10 protein-coding genes and 1 pseudogene are annotated in these 18742 nt (G+C 66.8%); 8 read left to right on the top strand and 3 right to left on the bottom strand.

Annotated elements, in window-relative coordinates; all coding sequences use genetic code 11:
• Window positions 1–566: 566 nt before the first annotated feature.
• Window positions 567–2951, top strand: coding sequence for a DEAD/DEAH box helicase (locus tag I3F58_RS27205; protein WP_240111372.1), 2385 nt, complete (start codon window positions 567–569; stop codon window positions 2949–2951).
• Between the two features lie 53 nt (window positions 2952–3004).
• Here the strand turns inward: I3F58_RS27205 and I3F58_RS27210 are convergent, their stop codons facing one another.
• Genes I3F58_RS27210 through I3F58_RS27220 form a run of 3 tightly spaced genes read right to left on the bottom strand, consistent with a single transcriptional unit; the run spans window position 3005 to window position 7172 of the window.
• Window positions 3005–3520 carry a hypothetical protein gene (locus I3F58_RS27210; protein ID WP_240111363.1) on the bottom strand — a complete coding sequence of 172 codons (516 nt, stop codon included), beginning with the start codon at window positions 3518–3520 and terminating at the stop codon, window positions 3005–3007.
• Entirely contained in the window at window positions 3517–6021 is a 2505-nt protein-coding gene (locus I3F58_RS27215; protein WP_240111364.1) for a site-specific integrase, read from the bottom strand. Before I3F58_RS27215 ends, I3F58_RS27210 begins: the two co-directional genes overlap by 4 nt.
• Window positions 6018–7172, bottom strand: a complete 1155-nt coding sequence (locus I3F58_RS27220) for a tyrosine-type recombinase/integrase (RefSeq protein ID WP_240111365.1) — start codon at window positions 7170–7172, stop codon at window positions 6018–6020. The genes I3F58_RS27215 and I3F58_RS27220 overlap by 4 nt, the downstream gene beginning before the upstream one ends.
• Before the next feature lie 215 nt (window positions 7173–7387).
• On the opposite strand from I3F58_RS27220, the gene I3F58_RS27225 reads away from it, so the two are divergent.
• The 7 genes and pseudogenes from I3F58_RS27225 to I3F58_RS27255 all read left to right on the top strand — a co-directional run bounded on the left by I3F58_RS27225 (window position 7388) and on the right by I3F58_RS27255 (window position 18684).
• On the top strand, window positions 7388–8302 hold the full coding sequence (locus tag I3F58_RS27225) for a hypothetical protein (protein ID WP_240111366.1): 915 nt from the start codon (window positions 7388–7390) through the stop codon (window positions 8300–8302).
• Window positions 8299–10653: a restriction endonuclease gene (locus I3F58_RS27230; protein ID WP_240111367.1), complete on the top strand. Its 2355-nt coding sequence runs from the start codon at window positions 8299–8301 to the stop codon at window positions 10651–10653. The genes I3F58_RS27225 and I3F58_RS27230 overlap by 4 nt, the downstream gene beginning before the upstream one ends.
• A gap of 186 nt (window positions 10654–10839) precedes the next feature.
• Complete coding sequence (locus tag I3F58_RS27235) at window positions 10840–13197, top strand: hypothetical protein (RefSeq protein ID WP_240111368.1); 2358 nt, start codon at window positions 10840–10842, stop codon at window positions 13195–13197.
• A gap of 176 nt (window positions 13198–13373) precedes the next feature.
• Window positions 13374–14657, top strand: a pseudogene (locus I3F58_RS27240) (Helicase associated domain protein); the annotation flags it as partial.
• Window positions 14658–14710: 53 nt separating this feature from the next.
• Window positions 14711–16810, top strand: coding sequence for a helix-turn-helix domain-containing protein (locus I3F58_RS27245; RefSeq protein WP_240111369.1), 2100 nt, complete (start codon window positions 14711–14713; stop codon window positions 16808–16810).
• Between the two features lie 5 nt (window positions 16811–16815).
• Window positions 16816–17373 carry an XRE family transcriptional regulator gene (locus I3F58_RS27250; RefSeq protein WP_240111370.1) on the top strand — a complete coding sequence of 186 codons (558 nt, stop codon included), beginning with the start codon at window positions 16816–16818 and terminating at the stop codon, window positions 17371–17373.
• Window positions 17374–17658: 285 nt separating this feature from the next.
• Entirely contained in the window at window positions 17659–18684 is a 1026-nt protein-coding gene (locus I3F58_RS27255) for a DUF2971 domain-containing protein (protein ID WP_240111371.1), read from the top strand.
• The last annotated feature ends 58 nt before the right edge of the window (window positions 18685–18742 follow it).

Consider the following 18742-nt stretch of genomic DNA (forward strand, 5'->3'; position numbering starts at 1 on the left):
GAGCGGGATATGCCCCCGGCAAGCCGGGGGCATAGATGCGCGAATTGCGCAAGCGCAATTCGAATTCCAGCGCAAGCGCTGGAATAGAATTCCGTAAACGGAATTCTGGACGGAATGTAATTCGCGCAAGCGCGAATTACAGGCGACCGCGCAAGCGCGATCGCTGGAGCTGGCTACAAGGGGAGGTGCATCACGTGCGGGCCCGTGTAGCGACTGGGAATCCCAGTCGCTACCCCGCAGAGAGAGTGACGGACCGTCAGTCTGACAGGGTGCCGGCCTCATCGAAGTGACGGGCTCCGCTGCGCTCCACCCGAACCCATCACCTACCGCCGAACCCACCCTGACATGCTCACCGATGCCCCGCCATCATACCGCACGAACCTTGCGTGTGGGGCGAGATTCAGTCAGGTATCAGCCTGCCGGGCGAACCTGCATCATGGGTGATGCATCATGAGTACCAACTGTGTAGAGTCTGGTCTCAGACGCCACCATCCCGTCCCGCGGCGGCGGACTTCCCTTTCTGATTGCGCGCTACATTCCGAAAGAAGGAGATCTTTCCCGTGGTCATGAAGAAAAGCGATCTGCGCGCGCATCAGATTGAGACTGTTGACGCCATTCGGCGCGGTCTCGACGTCCCTCCCGGGGGTATTCCGGTCAACGGTTTGCGTGGTCAGGTGATTTCCGCGTGCGGCACCGGAAAGACCATCACTGCCGCGTTCGCTGCTCGCGAGATGCTTCCGAAGGGGCGCATTCTCGTGCTGGTGCCGACCTTGGATCTTCTGACGCAAACGGTCAGGGAGTGGCACCGGGTCGGGCACAGGGGGCCGGCGGTTGCCGTGTGTTCGCTCCAGGACGACCCCGAGCTGTGGAGTCTCAAGGTGCGCTCCACGACGAACCCCGTGCAGTTGTCGCTGTGGCACGGGGCGGGGCCGGTGACGATCTACGCGACGTACGCCAGCCTGGGTGTCTTGGCCGAGGCGTTCGAGGGCGCGTACGGCCAGCAGCTGGCGCCGATGGACCTGGCGGTGGTCGATGAGGCCCACAGGACGTCGGGGTCAATGGGGAAGGCGTGGGCGGACATCCACGACCAGACCGTCATCCCGGCGTACCGCCGGCTGTACCTGACAGCCACACCGCGGCTCTGGGAAGAGCGGCTCAACCGCGAGGTCGCGGAGGGGGTGCGTGACCCGCTGCCGCGGGAGATGGCGGCCTCCATGGACGACGAGAAGGTCTTCGGGCCGGTCCTCTACAAGCTGTCGCTCGCGTCGGCTGTGTCGCGCGGTCTGCTGGCGCGCTACCAGATCATCGTCCTGGAGCTCCAGGACCCGGTCGTCACGCCGGAGCGGCTGATGGGCGAGGACCGGCGCAGCGAGGAAGTGCGCGGTCAGCGGCTCGGGGCGCTCCAGGCGGCACTGCTGCACACGATGGCGCAGCACGACCTCAGCACGTGCATCACCTTCCACCACCGGACGATAGAGGCGCAGGCGTACGCGGAGGGCCTGGAGCGCGTCGCGGCGAAGCTGCACGCGGACCAGCCCGAGAAGTACCCGGCGAAGATCTGGGCGGACTGGCTGTGCGGCGAGCATGTCCCCGAGCGCCGACGGGAGGTCCTGGGCGGTTTCGGTACGACGGCGCGGCGGGCGGTGCTTTCGAATTGTCGCGTTTTGGGGGAAGGTGTCGATATCAGGGCAGTGGATAGTGTTGCCCTTTTGGATCCCAAGGGTGCTCCGCACGACATCGTCCAGGCCATTGGCCGGGCTCTCCGTCAAAAGCCGGGGGAGGGCAAGCTTGCCTCTTTGATCGTTCCGGTGTTCCTTCAGCCCGGTGAGCAGCCGGAGGATATGTTTACCTCGGGATCGTACCGGCCCTTGGTGAAGGTATTGGAAGGTCTGCGCGCTCACGACGAAGAGGCTATCGAGCTGCTCGCGATCCCTCAGGAGCCGCAGAAGGACATCGCGCAGCCGTCCGAGTACATCGGCACTCCGCCCGAGGAAGGCGAGGAAGAAAGCCGTCTCCTGCTTCGGTTTGCCGCACCGCGAGACCCGGTAATGGTCGCCGACTGGGTCAGCTTCAACGTGATCGACACCGAGCGGCAGGACTGGGCGCGCGGCTGGGCAAAGCTGAAGGCGTACGTCGAGCGGGTCGGGAACGCGCGAGTGCCGTACGGACACCGGGAGGGTGCGACACCCCTTGGGCAGTGGGTCGCGGAGCAGCGTCGGGCCTACGCGGCTGGGGAGATGAGCGGGCAGCGCGCGCAGCGGCTGGAGAAGCTGGGCATGGTCTGGTCGGTCGCGGATGAGCGGTTCCAGGAGAACCTTCAGGCCGCGAGGGCGTACTACGAGGAGCACTGGACGCTGTGCGCGCCTCGGACCGCGACGATGCTGGACCGGCCCATCGGGCAGTGGCTCGCGAACCTCCGCCGCCCGGGCGCGCTCGCCGACAAGCCGGAGTGGGAAGCCGCGTTGAAGGCGATCGACGAGGACTGGAACCCGTCGTGGCCGGCCGAGTGGCAACGGCACTATGCGGTGGTGAGGGAGATGCTCGTCGAGGAGACCATCCTCGCCTACGTCGAACCCGGCGTCACCGTCCACGGCATGGACATCGGAAAGTGGCTGGCCAAGCAGCGCAAGCCCGAGATCTGGGCGGCCCTGACCGACGGGCAGCGCGAACGCCTGGAAGCTTTCGGCGTCGTCCCGCACGCCCCAGAGCCAGAAGCGTCCGCGAAGCCGTCCACGACGCCCGTGGGGGCCTTCGAGCGGGGCGTGGCGGCCCTCGCCCAGTACAAGGCCCGCACCGGCTCCCTGACTGCCCCTCGGGGGCATGTGGAGCGGCTGGAGGACGGCACCGAGATCAAGCTCGGAGTGTGGCTGACCAACACCAAGACAAGGCGCGCAAAGCTCACCGGCGAGAAACTCCAGGCACTGGCCGACCTTGGAGTCCGCTGGGCCTGATCCTGACGGGGGCAGCGACCTCGTTCCGTTGGCAGTGGCGTTGCGGAGCGGGGTTACTGGTTGAGGTTCTCGTCGCGGATCATGCGACGCAGGCTGATGCGGGCGGCGGCGAGGTCGTCTTCCAGCTCGGTAATGCGGGCGTAGAGTGCGGTGTTCTCGCTGGTGGCCTGCTGGAGCTGGTCGGCCAGGCGGTGGTTGTGCTGGGTGAGTTCGTCGACGCGGGTGGCCAGGTTCTGGCTGCTGGCAGCGTCGCGTTCTTCTCGGAGCGTGGTGATCTCCTGGCGGGCTAGTTCCAGGTCTGTGCGCAGAGTGGCTGGGCCCAAAGGACTGGGTCGATGTCCGGTGGGTTGTGCGTTCTGGCGGGCTTGCGCGGCGTGGATGTGTTCGCGGACGCCTTCGGCGTAGGTGAGCCAGGTGGAAACACCGGCGGTGCGGGCCACGGCGGTGTGGGTGATGGGGTTGCCGTCGCGTTCGAGGTGTTCGAGGGCGGTCAGGACGCGGAGGCGTTTGTCGATGCTGTCGCGGCGGCGGGCCTGTGCCAGCGGAGTCGGATTGCCGTGTGGGTTCATCGTGAGTTGTTCCGGGGTGGGTTGAGGACGGTGAGCGGCAGGTGGGGGCGGGTGGTGCCGGCTCGTGTTTTGCGCAGGATGGCGCTGGCCTGTTCGAGTTCTTCCTGCTCGGCTGCGGGCAGGGCGGACAGGCGTCGGCGCATGCGGTCGACGATCTGCTCGAATGCGGTGATCTGCGCGGTGAGGGCGGTGATGACGAAGTCGGCGGCGTCCATCGCGTGGGCGGTTTCGCGGTCGGCGCGCAGTTCGTTGATGTGCTGCTCGATGGCGGGGAGGTAGGAGGGGTCGGGGCGGTAGTAGCCGCAGCCGGCGCACTGGAAGCGGATCGGGCATGCGTCGCCTCCGGCTTTGACGTTCGACGGTTCGGTGCATCCGCCGTAGGGGACGGCGACCGAGCGCAGGTCGTAGCTGCTGGGTGAGTTGGGTGTGGGGTGTCCGTGGCGGTCGACGACGTGGGCGGTGAGAGCGGCGACCGCCACACGTTTGCGTTTGAGGGAGACCTGGTAGTAGCGCTGCGTCATGGCGATGGAGTGGTGGTCCATCAGTTCGCGGAGCACGTCTACGGGGGTTCCGGCGTCCGCGTGGCGCTGGGCGTAGGAATGGCGGAAGGCGTAGGGGTAGATCAGGGCGCGGTTGAAGGGGAGGCGGAGGCCACTTGCGTCGGTGCCTTCGGCGTGGAGTTCGGGCAGGGAGTCGACCCAGGTGCGCAGGGTTTCGCTGATGTAGTTGGCGCTGAGGTGCCGCTCGGCGCTCTGGTCGCTGAGGGCGGGAAAGAGGTAGGCGTCACCGCTGGTGGGGAGCTGGAGGTGGTCACGGCGGGTCTGCCATCGGCGGATGTCTTCGGCGGTGGAGGTAGTGATCGGCAGGCGGCGGCGGTGTCGGCGCCGTTTGCGGTTGTCCCAGATCAAGGAGATTTGGCCGTGGTCGGTCTCCAGGCAGTCGCGGGGCAGGGAGGCAATCTCCAGGGGCCGGCGGCCTGTGTCCCTCAGGAGGATGTAGACGGTCTGGTACAGCAGTTGGAGGTCGGCGGCGGGAATGTCGCGGCGGCCTTGAACGTCACCGCGGCCGAGGGTGTGCAGGTGAGTGTCGAGCTGCCGGATCACGGATTCGGGGACGGCTTTGCCGATGCCGTCCTCGTCGACTTCTTCCAAGCGGATGCGGTGCTCGACGGGGTCGCGAGTGAAGGCTCCGGCGAGGGTGTCGAGATGTCCTGAACGGCGGCCGTAGTCGATCAACTGGAAGAAGCAACCGGCGAGGGTGCGCCGTTGGGAGGATCGGTAGAGGGTGCCGTCCTTGCGGACGGCGGTGCGGACGGCATCGACGACTGCGGAGGCGTCGGCGAAGGTCAGGGCGGTGGGGTCCAGTCCTTGTCCCGGCCGCTGGGCTAGGGCGCGGGAGGCGATGGTGACTGCGCGCATCGTGTTGGAGAAGACGTCGGTGCGGGGAGAACTGGTGGTCGCCCAGTGCCGTACCAGGTGGCGTAGCCACGGCTGGTGAAGGGTGCGCAGGTCCGCGGTTCCGGACATGTGGCGGGGTGCGGATCCTGTCGTAGTGCGCAGGCCGATGGTGCGCAGGTCCAGGACGTCGGGGTCGTCCAGGGGGCGGCCGGTGAACTCCTCGAAGCCGGTCCGGGCGGCGGCGGTCAACCGCTGCAGGATCCGGGCCGCGCCGGCGTCACGGCTGCCGAGCCGGTCGGGGCCGACGTCGTCGGCCAGAAGGGTGGTGGCTCCAGACAGGTCGCGTACGAGGTGGCGAATGCGGTGGGGCTCCAGCATCCGGGTCCACCGGTCGGCCTGCTGCAGGGCGTAGAGCATTTCGTGGCGCAGCAGGTCGCCCAGGGGCAGCAGGCTGAACTGGTGGGTGGCTAGGTAGGGGCTCTGGCCCGGTGCCCACTGGCGGGCGTCGACGGGTTGGGTGCGGTTGTCCTGGCTCCACTGGCGGGCGTGGTAGTTGCACAGGCCACGGGAGTTGTAGGAGGGGCTGGGACAGGCAGGCACCAGGCAGGGGATCACGTCGGTGTAGGGCCGGGCACGGTCGCGCAGCCACGTCTCTTCGGTGCCGTTGACGGCGTGGTACTTCCAGGCGTTGTAGTGGGTGCAGCACATGCCCTTGCAGTGGCGGGGACGCACGCACTGCACGCCGCCACGGGTGATTGAGCACCGGGCCGTCACCATGCCGCGGGCGCTTCGCTCGCGCACCGGCTGGTGGGTCACGGCGAACTCGTCCGTCTCCAGGTCGGAGTCCTTCAGATGCTCGGCGCACAGCGAGCAGAAGATGTTGCGGCTGTTGACGATGAGATCGCAGTGCCGGGTCCGGCAGGTAGAGGAGGAGGTACGCGGGTCGTCGAGGTCGCCGGTGAACAGCCAGTGCCGTATGTCCCACTCCCCCGCCCGCCAGCCCGGGTCGATGCGGTCCTGAAGCCAGGCACTCCAAGCCCCGGTGTCCCAGGCGATGTGGTCCGGCGCGCCTGCGGGCGCCGGCACACGAAGCTCCAGGCTCATGAGTGCTCCCGCAGGGCCTGGACGCGTTCGACGGCCTGGCGGGTCTCGCTGTCGTCGACATGCCGGTAGCGCTCCATCGACAGCGGTGAGGCATGCCCCAGCAGGCGCTGGACCACATCGCGGTCCACACCGCCTCGCAGCCAGGCTGTGGCGACGGAGTGGCGCAGCATGTGAGGGCGGAAGGGGTGGGTGGCGGCGCGGGCCAGGCGGTCAAAGAGGTCCTTGGCGTTGGGATAGGACATTGCGCGTCCAAGGGGCGCGCGGAAAAGATTGACGAACACCATCTCGCTGTCGGCCGCCGGGCCGACGGTGTCGCGTTCGTACTGGTAGTCGGCGTAGAGGGCGACCAGGTCGGCGGTGACCGGGACGGTGCGGGAGCGGCGGGACTTGGCCAGCGCGCCGTTGGGATTGTCCGTGCGGCGGTGAACGTGAAGATGCGGGCCGTCGGTGCCGCAGCCCAGCAGGCGGGACGAGGCCAGCAGGTGCATGTCGCCGCGGCGCAGCCCCAGCGCCTCGCCGATCCGCAGCCCGGTACACGCCAGCAGCGCGATCAGGAACCGGTCCCGGGCCCGTCCCGCCAGAGCGATCATCGCGGCGATCTGCTCCAGGCTGAGGTCCTGATAGCCCGGATCGGTCAGCGCGAAGCGGAACGCGGCCGCCGCCACGGTCCGCAGCTGGCCCGCCTCGCCCGGGTCGTAGCCCGGGGGCAGATGGAACAGTTGCTTCGGCTCTGACAGCATCGCCACCGTCTGCGGCGTGACCCAGCCATGCACGGCGCCGAACCGGAGGAAGCCGCTGACCACGGTCATCACCGCGTTCGCCGTCCCGGGCGAGCGGAACTGCGGCTCGAGCGGCGGCCGTCGGCGAGAACGCGGGGCGAGAGGCTCGGAGATCAGCCACCGCTGCAGGCCCGCGAGCTCCAGAAGACGCGGAGCAGCCCAGTCGATGCCCCGGTCCTGGCAGTAGTTCAGGTAAAGAGCCACACGGCCCGCGTAAGCACGCTCGGTGTTCGGCGAACACCCCCGCGACCGCAGCGAGGCCAGGTAGGCCGTGGCTTGCGGGTGCAGGGCGTAGGTGCCGTCATCGACCACCACCCACCGCACCCCACCATCGGCAGAGATCGACTGGAACGCGAGGAACTGAGGAGACACGTGCCGAACGTAACTCCCGCCCACGCTGCCGGTATCGGGCTTCCTGGAACACCCCTCCACCCTCGGTCGGGGCGCGTACCCTACGTGCCCCACACGCCCGCGCACCTCTAGATAAACAGAGTCCCTGGAGTCGACGTCGTCAGCGCTGGTCAGGTGCGCGCACCTCGGGTCGGCACGTAGCAACCGGACCAGCCTGCCACGTGCGGCAAGGAGCAATGGCCATCACACCACCGCTCGGTGCCCGGCGGTCTGCGGTGTCGCGTCATAATGCTGGCGGCACAGGGGGGCATATGGATCCGTCGTTTTCCAAGCAGTTCGACGTACAGGCAGTCCTGGAGGGCGGGAAGCGTCCCATCCAGTTCGGGACGAACGTGCTGGCCGGTCTCGTCGAGGGGATTGACGAGTTCCGGCGTGATCGCGAGCAGCAGCGGCGGTCGCGAAGTCTGGGGCCTGCGATGCTCGGGGCCTTTTTATGGGTGGACGATACTGAGCTGCTGCAGCGCATCGCCGAGTTCCCCTCCGCCTGCGTGGTGGTGAGCAAGCAGCCGCAGGGCAAGTACCACGCAGAGCGGTTGCGGAAGGTCGCCGAGGCTGTGAAAGATGCGGCCGGCTTCCCAGCCTGGGCTTTCTCCGAACTGGAGGAGCTGCGCTTCCACCAGGACGGCGAGGCGCCAGTGCTGGGTCCCGGCTCGCCGCAGGAACGCATCCGACTGCCGGCACTGCGCACCCTGGGCTACCGCAAGGCCGGAAACCATCTCGTCCCAATTCTCCACACCAAAATGCTGCTGCTGGGTGAGCTGTGGTGGCACGACGAGGATGGCCTGGGGGGCGTGGCGGATGTCACCGGCTTCACGCCACATCGGCTGTGGCTGGGCAGCGCCAACGGCACAGGGAGCTCCCGCCGCAGTCTGGAGTTCGGCCTGTGGCTGGAGGACCTCGGCCTGCTGAAGGCTGCGCAGCAGTTCTTGGTTGAGGTGCTGACCCAGTCCGAGGACCTGGATCCCGACAGCGACAGCCTGACACCTGACCTGGTAGTGCCGGACTACGACGATGAGGCCATGTGGGAAGCCATGACCGCACTCGCTGGCTATGACGCCGATGAGCACGATGACAGTGAGGACGAAGCGTGAGCAGTGCAGGCGAAGTCGTGGCTGTCGGCTCTCCCCGGTTTACCCTGCACACCTTGGGCTGGCGGGCCTTCCAGGACCTGTGCGCAGCTGTCCTGCGGGAGGTATGGGGGCAGTCGGTGCAGGCATTCGCCGACTCCAATGACGGCGGCCGGGACGGCGCTTTCTACGGCACCTGGCAGCCGCCGAACGAGCTCGGTGACACGCAGGACATACCGCCGGGGCCGTTCGTGGTGCAGTGCAAACACACCAAAAAAGCCGATGCCACACTCGCCCCGTCCGAGTTGGAAGATGAATTCGCCAAGGCCAGCGCCCTGGTGAAGCGCGGGGTGTGCGGAACGTATGTTCTACTGACGAACGCGCGGGTCACCGGCACCTCCGAGGAGGAGATCCGCCGTCGGCTGCGCGCGGCCGGGGTGGCACATCCGCTGGTCCTGGACGGGCAGTGGCTGAGCGACATGATCGCCGCACATCGAGGGCTGCGGATGTTCGTCCCCCGCGTCTACGGGCTCGGCGACCTATCGCAGATCCTCGACGAGCGCGCCTATGCCCAGGCCTCGGTGCTCATGGCGTCTGCGCCTGAACAAGTGGCCACATTCGTCGTCACCGGCGTCTACCGCAAAGCCGCCCGCGCGCTGCGTGACCACGGCTTTGTGCTGCTTCTGGGCGACCCGGCCGTCGGAAAGTCCGTCATCGCACTGATGCTGGCCATCAGTGCGGCCGATAACTGGGGCTGCGCGGCCATCAAAGCCCGGACCTCCGAAGAACTCGTGCAGCGCTGGAATCCGCATGAGAAGGATCAGTTCTTCTGGCTCGACGACGCCTTCGGCGCGGTCCGCCACGAGGAACACCTCACCCACGCCTGGGCGCGCGACCTGCCTCACGTAATGAGCGCGGTCAAGAACGGCGCCCGGGTGGTGCTGACCTCCCGCAGCTACATCTACAACGAAGCCCGGCCGCTGCTGAAGTCGTACGCCTATCCCCGGCTGCACGAGCAGCACGTCACCGTGGACGTCGCCGACCTCACCCGCCAAGAGCGGCAGCAGATCCTGTACAACCACCTCGCTGCCGGCGACCAGCCCCAAGACGTGCGCGCCCAGATGAAGCCGCATCTGGAAGCAGCAGCCGACGCCACCCCCTTCCGCCCCGAGGCCGCGCGCCGTCTGGGGCTGCAAGCGTTCACATCCAAATCGCCCCTGACCCGGCAGGGCATCACGACGTTCATGGCCCAGTCCCAGCAGTTGCTCAGCGATGTCTACAACCAGCTGGACACCCATGCCCACGCAGCGCTCGCCCTCACCTACGCCACGGCCCGAGACAAAGCACTACCCGGCCTGCCGAACCCGGTCGTCTTCGATGCCGGCGACCGCGACATCGTCGAACGGGCCGGATCCACGCGGGCCGGCGTCAGCAAAGCCCTGGCCGCACTCACCGGCTCCTTCCTCCGCCTCAGCACGTCATCCGACGGACAGGAATACTGGACGTTCCACCACCCCACCCTCCGGGAAGGCTTCGCCGCCTGGCTGACCACCCAGCCCCATCTACTGCCCATGGTCCTCATGGGCATGAGCGATCAGGCTCTGCTGTCACGCACCGACTGCCTCGCCCCCGGCAGCGAGCAGCGTCAAGGCACCCTGCTACGCATCCCGCCCTCGCTCTACCTCGACGTAGCCCGCCGCGTGGCCGTCCTCCGCCAGCAGCCCCATGGACGTCTTGAGTCCTGGCAACAGAGTCACGACCGGCAGCAGGCTGTACAGGCGTACCTGGCACACAGCAGTTGCGACAGCTTCCTGCGCGCCTACGTGGAAACAGATCCACAGGTCTACGAAGAACTCGTTCAGTTCCGCCCTCTGGCGTCCTATGACGTGCGGACGACCGTACTCGCACGGCTCTACCAGGCCGGCCTCCTCCCCGAGGAAACCCGGCGACGCGCCGTTGAGCACATGAAGGAACTGGCCGTATCCAGCCTTGACCCATCCTGGATAGACGGCAAGGCCTGGCGTGTTCTCCTCACCAAGGAAGATCGTGAAGTGCTCTTCGCTTACGTGCGGCAAGAACTCGTTCCGCAGCTTGACGACATGCTGAGCGACTGGCTCTCGGACGCTGACGGAGGCGACGACGATCCTGTCGACAACGCCCTGTTCCAGTACAGCTGGGCATTCGGGCAGCGGGGCGATGACGACGCAGCCGCAGAATTCGATCACGCACGCGACTTCTATAACGACGAGCGACGGTCTCGGCCACCCAGCAATGACAGTTGGGAACCTGCCGCTGCGAACGATCACAGTGGTCAGCGGGGCGGACACCAGCCGCCTGGGCCGCATCGCAGCCTCTTCGACGACATCGACCAGTGATCGACCTAGATACCATGCCCGGTACGCAGCATCAGCAATGCGCAGCCTCTACCGCCTGCCGGGACAGGCCCAGCAAACGTCTTCACACTTCCTCGCCGCTAGTAATCGACAGTCCGGCATAGGCGCGGGAGAGAATAGTCGGAGTCGGGAGAGTCATGGACCTTCTATGTAGGCCACGGAGCAACCTTGACTAGTAATTTTCTCGATCTTCACTCGTTCGTCCGTCCGCCAAGGCTGCTCGTTATCGCGCCTGAGGGCACCGACTGGATCCGCTGGTCAGCTGCTGCACTCGGTGCGCTCAGCCATATCTGGGGTGGCTGCGCCAGCGCGACACTGCCCGTCAGCACCGTTGGGCATCCTGCACTCAGGGCTGTCCTCGACAAGCTCCAGCCTGATCACATCGTCGCCTATCAACCCACAGGTGCCACTGTTGACGACCTCTTCCCAGGAACTATCGAACGAGTCCTGGCCAAGCAAGGCATTGACACCAGCTCCCATGCTCACGGCGTTGAATCACTCCGCGCCCGCTTCTGGCCAACCGCCGATGACGCACAGATCGAAGAAGCCGTTGCTCAACTACGCGGCCGGTACGGAATCAACAGGATCGACCGCGAGAACCACGCTCAGTGCGCTTCAATCTCGGACGACGCGGCACAGTCACTACTGACACCGCTCTCTGCCGTAACGGACCAACCCGGCTGGGGCGTTCCACTCTCCCACATCAGCTCCTCTGATGCCCTTTCCTTTGCCATGCAGGTCGGCGTAGAGAAAGTGGAGCGAGAGGTCGGCGAGGGCAGCACTGCTCCTGTCCAATCCGATTGGCGCAAGGCCACTGTGGCTGGCGAGAAGACTCTCCTGCGCCCTGACCTTCCCGACACCGTCACATCCTTGCTGAACCCGGCTACCGGAGCGTGTATCCGGATTAGCAGAGGTCGATACGAGGAGACGCCCGTCATCGTTCTGGGTGACCAGCCGGAAGATTTCGCTCTCGCGCAGCTCAGCCACCAGGTACACGGGAGCACCGTCTGGCTGCCCTGGGCCGATCTACGCTGGCATCAGGTATCTGCAGTGCAGGGACGCCTTGGTGGCCACCTACGGGAGACTGTCAGGGTGACCAGTGCCTCATTGGCCCCTGATGCTCTGCGCGCGCGGATGGATGCCTGCTGGGATAACCGTGGCTGGGTCGTGAATGATTCGACGGAAGATCAGCCCCCCTACGAAATCACTGCCCCGGCAGACTTGTCGACGCCAGGACGGTCACTCGTCGTACTCAGTAGTGCGTGGGACCAGCCCAAGCCCATTCCAGTGGAGGAGTCTCAGGACGGCTCACTGACCGCATCCCTGAGGATGCAGCCCGAAGTGCCCGCAGGGCTGGACGCGACACGGCACCGCTGGCAAGTCTGCCTCACGGCGCCGCACCCACTACCGCCCCACCGCCGCCTCTTCGCCAAGGCCCTGCTGGCACCGAAGCAGAACGAATATGAGACGTTCGTCCGCGCAGCCGACGGCGGTATCACCTACTGGTCGCACCGATGGGACTTTGTACCCGCCGACGCCTCGCTCGCCAGCAGTCTCGCAGGCCCGCGACTGTCCTGGCCCTCCCTCACCGCGATCCTGTCGGCAGCCGCAGAACCACACCTGGTCCAGCCAAGCCCTGCCGGTAAACGCGCGCGAGTTACCCAGAGGCTGCTGGGCTCTCGCACGAAACTCGAGGATATGGCGGCAACCAACCGCTGGAAGCTACTTCGCCATTGGCTCCCAGGTCCCGAGCGGGAATCCCTGCCGGAACACGGATCGTGGGATCTAAAGACCGGCACAGTCCTTTCCTGGACAGGCATCGCATCCTGCCTGGCTGCCGCATGGCCGCTGGATGATCGACGTGCCCAGATCGATACATGGACAGCCCAAGGCGTACTGCGCCGCGGCCTCGTGCTCGGCTGCGCGTCGTGCCCTATCTACGAGTTCTATCCTCTGGACGAGATTCGTCAGCACTACGCCTGCAGGCGCTGCGGCAGCAGCAACGTTCTTGAGCAACAACGCTGGAAACTTCCACTCGAAGAGCCCCAGTGGTATTACGAGCTTCATCCCGCTGTAGCAGAGCTACTGACGAACGACGGCAACTACCCTCTGCTCGCCACACGTCACCTGCGCTCTCAGGCCCCGACACGCTCAGCCCTCGTCGCCGAGGAATTCGAACTGATGGACCGGGGTCAGGCTTATGTCGAGTTCGACTTCGCTGTGGTCACCATGGACGCCCTGTACGTCGGCGAGGCTAAAAAGCGCAACGCCCTGGCCGCAAACCCCAAATCCACCAAAAGGGAACTGAACAAACTCCTTGAAGGCAGCCGACAGGTAGGAGCCACGCACCTGGTGCTCGCAACCGCCGCCCCCGCTTGGAAAGAGGCCATGCTCACAGCCGTCAAGGAACAAGTACACGGAGACCTCCGCGCAGGCAAGAACACCCCGCAGATCGTGCTCCTCACTGCGCTGGAAACAACACCGACCCTCACCACACTCGACGGCACGCCCTTCGCAGTCGAGTAGCCCCAGATACTGTCCGGACCTGCACAGTACGAGCACGCTCTCCTGAAGACTCGCGCCCAGACGCCACCAGCGACCCAAGATCGGGGTGACGCCGGCAGGCTGTCCGTCAACCCCTTTGCCATCTCTGCAGGTAACAGACATAACTAACGTCCCTCACACTCCCCCACCTCAAGATAATGGACATCCGAGCCGTGGACAGCGTCGCCCTGCTGGACCCCAAGGGCGCTCCGCACGACATCGTCCAGGCCATCGGCCGGGCGCTCCGTCAGAAGCCTGGACAAGGGAAACTCGCCTCTTTGATCGTGCCGGTATTCCTCCAGCCCGGGGAAAAGCCCGAGGACATGTTCACCTCCGGATCGTATCGCCCGTTGGTGAAGGTATTGGAAGGTCTGCGGGCTCACGACGAAGAGGCCATCGAGCTGCTCGCGATCCCGCAGGAGCCTCAGAAAGACGTCGCGCAGCCGTCCATGAACATCGGTGTCGCGCCAGAAGAGGGCGAGGAGGAATCCCGCTTGCTGCTCCGTTTTGCCGCCCCGAGGGATCCGGCGATGGTCGCGGACTGGGTTTCCTTCAACCTGATCGACACCGAACGCCAGGACTGGGCTCGCGGCTGGGCGAAACTGAAGGCGTACGTCGAGCGGGTCGGGAACGCACGGGTGCCGTACGGGCACCGGGAGGGTGCGACACCTCTTGGGCAGTGGGTCGCGGAGCAGCGACGGGCCTACGCGGCCGGGGAAATGAGCGGGCAGCGCGCGCAGAGGCTGGAGTGGCTCGGCATGGTGTGGTCCGTGGCCGATGAACGCTTCCAGGAGAACCTGGAAGCCGCCAAGGCCTACTACGACCAGCACTGGACCCTCTGTGCTCCAAGGTCCGCCGTGGCCCTGGACCGGCCGGTGGGGCAATGGCTCAGCAATTTGCGCCGCCCGGGTGCGCTGGAGGGCCACCCCGAGTGGAAGGCCGCGCTGGAGGCCGTGGACGAGGACTGGAACCCGGAGTGGCCGGCCGACTGGCAGCGGCACTACGCCGCGCTGCGCGAGCTCCTGGCCGACGAGGAGGGCCAGGCGGAGGTGCTGCCCGGGGTCACGGTCCACGGAATGGACATCGGCAAATGGCTGGCCCGGCAGCGCAAGCCCGAGGTCTGGCAGGCCCTGACCGACGGACAGCGCGAACGCCTGGAGCAGCTCGGCATCACACCGCACGCCCCGAAGCCGGAGGAGCCCGCGAAACCGTCCACAGCGCCTCTGAGCGCCTTCGAGCGCGGCGTTGCTGCCCTGGCGCAGTACAAGGCCCGCGAGGGCTCTGTGAAGGTCCCCAGGGCCCACGTAGAACGGCTGGAGGACGGCACAGAGGTCCAACTCGGAGTGTTCCTCAGCAACACCAAGAGCCGCCGCGCCAAGCTCACCACCGACAAACTCGCCGCACTCGCCGCGCTGGGGCTGGAATGGGCCCTGAAAGGTTAAAGAATGGGGTAAGTTTGTGGTTAAGTAATCTGGCCTGGAGAGGGTGCGGGGTCATGGCATCTGAGGAAGAGTTGTTCGCGTCGGTCGACGCTCTGTTGAACGAGGAGCCGCACCTGCCGCCTCCGGCGGAGCGTGCTCGGCTGCGTGAGGCTGCCGGCATCACCCAGGCCCGCCTGGCCACCGCGCTGAAGACCACGACCCAGTCGGTGAAGAACTGGGAGAACGGCCGCAGCGAGCCGAAATCGCCGCGCCTGGACGCCTACCAGCGGCTGCTGAAGGGATGGGCGGCGAAGTACCCCGCCCCCGGCGCAGCCCCGACAGCTACTCCGGCGCCAGCGGCGTCTATCGAGCCGGCCGCGTCCACGGTGACGGCAGACGCCCCGCAGGCTCCCGCCGTTCCGGCTGCGGCACCGGTGCGCCCCGCCGCCCCCAGGCCCACCTCGGCATCGCGACATCCGGCCACAAAGAAAGCTGCGCTGCCTGCGGCCGACCCGCGCTTCCCGCACGGGCCCCTCGCGGTCCTGGACGGTGACGGCTGCGCGTACGGCGTCGACGGGATCATGCTGGACTGCCCGGCGACCACGGTGGTGGAGCTGGTGGAGTGGACGCTGCGCGAGTCCGGCCTCGGCGCGCCCAAGCTCAACCGCTACGGCAAGGACAGCGACCCGCTGATCGTGCTCACCGCCGCGGCCGCCGTGAAGCTGGGGCTGCCCGAGCGCCTGGAAGGCCACGAGCAGCGCCGCTCCCTGCGCCTGCCCGAGGACCATCCGGTGGTCAAGCAGGTGGTCAAAGCGAGGTGGCGGCTCACCCAGCGGGGGTTCGGCCCGTGGGCAAGGATCTACCGCAAGGTGCAGGGGCGGGAGCGGCAGTGTGTGCAGCTGGCGGTCCTGTCCTGGGACGCCCTTGATGAGCGGTCCTGGCCTGGCGTGAGCGAGATGGAGCCGGCCGACATCGCCCGCGTTCTGGGCGTGTACGCCACCCGGGTCATCACCCCGCGCGGATCGACGGCCGTGTCCGGGCTGGAGCTGATGACGGCGCTGCGCCCGCCGACGAAGCCGGAGCGCGATGAGGAGACCGGGAACTGGGTGTCCGCCTACAACCCGGGCTCGCTGGGCACGGAGCCGATGGACCCGGCGCCGCCGGAGGCCACCGCTGAGCACCCCGTCGTCGTGGGCAGCGGCTGGACCGGTGGCTTCCTCGATGAGGAGGCGTACCAGTGGGTGCGGCCGGTGGACCTGCTCACCGATGAGGAGTGCACGCTGCCCTTCGCGGTCGGCCTGGACCTCAACACCGCCTTCCTCGCCGCCGCGGCCCGCCTGGTCGTCGGCCTGTCCGCCCCGGACCACTTCCACGCCCCGAAGTTCAACCCGAAGATCCCCGGGAGCTGGCTGGTCGACCTGTCCCACGTCGAGCTGGACCCGCGCCTGCCCTCGCCGTTCACGCCGGACGGCTCCCCGCCCACGGGCCCGGCCTGGTACCAGACGCACACCGTCGCCTACGCCCAGGAGCTCGGCTACGACGTCCACCCGATCGAGGCGTACCTGCGGCGGGAAACCGGCGCGTACCTGGACCCGTGGCACGACCGGCTCAAGAACGCCTACGTCGACACCCTCGCCGACCTCGGCGTCACCCGGGAGCTCTCCGACACCGAGTTCCTCGCGGCGATGGAGCGGCACAAGGACGCCGACCCGGCGATGGCGGCCGTCCTCGCCGCCATCAAGGCCACCGTCAAGGGCGGCATCGGCAAACTGCGTGAACGCCCCCAGGGCAAGAAGTACAAGGAGGGCGAGCGGTGGCCGGCCCTCCAGCGCCCCACCTGGCGTCCGGATATCCGTGCCGCCGTCATCTCCAAGGCCCGGGTCAACATGCACCGCAAACTGCGCAACATGGCCACGATGACGGGCCTGTATCCGCTCGCCGTACTCTCCGACTGCGTCGTCTACCCCTCACCGGGCGACAGCCCTCTGGACTTCCTGCCCTACGCCGCGTCCGGCAAGCCGCAGCCCGGCGCCTTCCGCCTCGGGCCCACACCGGGCCTGGCGAAGCTGGAGGGTGTTCAGTCGATGCTGTGGGCGGTCGACCTCATGGAACAGGGCCTCAACCCGGCCCGTCACATCAAGGGCGGCGACGCTGTCCTGGACGAAGGCGAGTAGGCACTGTGGGAGAGATCGACGACGCCATCGAACGCGCCGACCGGGAAGCCTTCACCCGCCAGCCGCCCAAGACCCTCCAGGCCCGCATCAACTTCCTGATCAAGCAGCTCAAGACGACCCGGGCTGTTGCCCAGGAGATCGGAGTCAGCCAGCGGTCGGTGGAGCGCTACCGCAAAGGTGAGCGCAAGCACCCGCCCCAGGCCATCGCCGAACGGATCGACGCAGCCGTACGGGCCCGCTGGCAGCCACAGGTACGCAAACGCCGACGCAAGCAGGCCGCCACCACCGGCGGGATCACAGTGGAGACAAGGGCCCGGTTCGGCTACACCGCACCGATCGGCACCACCGACGACGGACGCTTGCGCCGCCTCACCGTCCACCTCCCCCCCACCTACGCACAGCGCCTCTTCGACGCCCGCGACGCGGGCGCCAGCGACCAGCAGATGCGCCAGATCATCGCCGAAGGATTCAAAGACATCTACTTCCAGGACGGCGGAAACCGCGCCATGGGACTCACCGACGTCACCCTCAACGACATCGACTACCTCGACCTCGACTACTGACCCGGCGCCGACCGGGCAGGAACCTGTCCAGTTGTGTGAGCCGAAGCGCGATAGATGTCACAAAGGCAGCTTGTTGTCACCGGAACCGCCGGACTGCGCCGCGAGGTCGGCCGCCGACGCTGCGGACACGCGGTGCGGCTGCTCACACCGTCGGGCATCGCAGGCTGTCTGCAGGTGACGGCGCATCGCCCATTATCGTCACTCTGACGCTATAAGGGTGTAGGCTGCCGCTGCTGCCTCAGGGCTCTGCCTGGAGAGGTACTGCCAGAGGAAGGAACATGCGCCATGACGTCTTCTGAATCTTCGGCCTCAAACAGGGGCTTCAGCCTTTCCCGTGCCGCCCTGGATGCTCTGGAGTTGGAGGTGGCTGGAGCGCAGAGATCCGAGACCAATGATCTTTACCACTACACGAACGCCAATGTGGCCATGTACAACATCTTGGCCAGCGGGACTCTGCGGTTGTCACCGTTCGAATCAACGAATGACCTGTGGGAGTCGCGGCCCCTGCACCCCAACCTCAGCTCCCACCATGACGACGAGAACTGGCCCGAAGGTTCAGGGCACATGGACTTGTGGGCCGACATCGACCGGAACATCCGCCTACACGCCAAAGTCGTATGCCTGACCCGGGACTTCACGCTGCCGGACCACGTCTGGAACCGTGACGCCTCGCGGGGTTGGGGACACCTGTCGCTGTGGGCCCACTACGGCACCAGCCATACGGGCGTCTGCCTGCGCTTCGACCGCGCCCGGCTGATCACGGCGTTCCAGGAACAGACTGGCTCAGCCGCACTGCGCTTCCATGGCCCCGTTCGCTACGTGAGCACCCAGGGGGTTGGGCCGCACGGACTGGACATCGGGCAGATCAGGGAATTCGGCGTCGACGCCGCCGCCTTGGCGTACGCCAAGGCGAACCACGAATCTCTGTTCTTCAGGAAGTACCGGGACTGGGAGAATGAGGCGGAGTACCGGCTCGTTCTGCTCAACCAGTCACTCCTCCCGGCACACATCGACATCCGCGATGCGCTCAGCGGAGTGGTGCTCGGAGACGCCTTCCCTGAAAGACAACGCCCGGCACTCTGGGAAGTATTGAAGGCATACCCCGACGTCGAGGTCCAGCAACTGCGCTTCCAAAACCGCTACCTCCATTGCTTCGGCCCGCTCGCACCGGAGCCGGCCGCCAAGGCGGCGCCTTGGGCCGAGCCACGGCGCAGCGGCTCCCTGGAAGAGCGCCTTGGCGCTCTTCTGGAGGCGACAGCCGAGGCGAACGAGTTCCGGGAGTCGGGCAAGCTACTGGCGGCGGGGCCTTGACCCCGGATCTTGGACACCCGAGACACTTGGATCTTGAGTCCAGGAGAAAGGATGTCCC

It is taken from the genome of Streptomyces sp. MUM 203J, assembly GCF_022414595.1.
GTDB lineage: Bacteria > Actinomycetota > Actinomycetes > Streptomycetales > Streptomycetaceae > Streptomyces.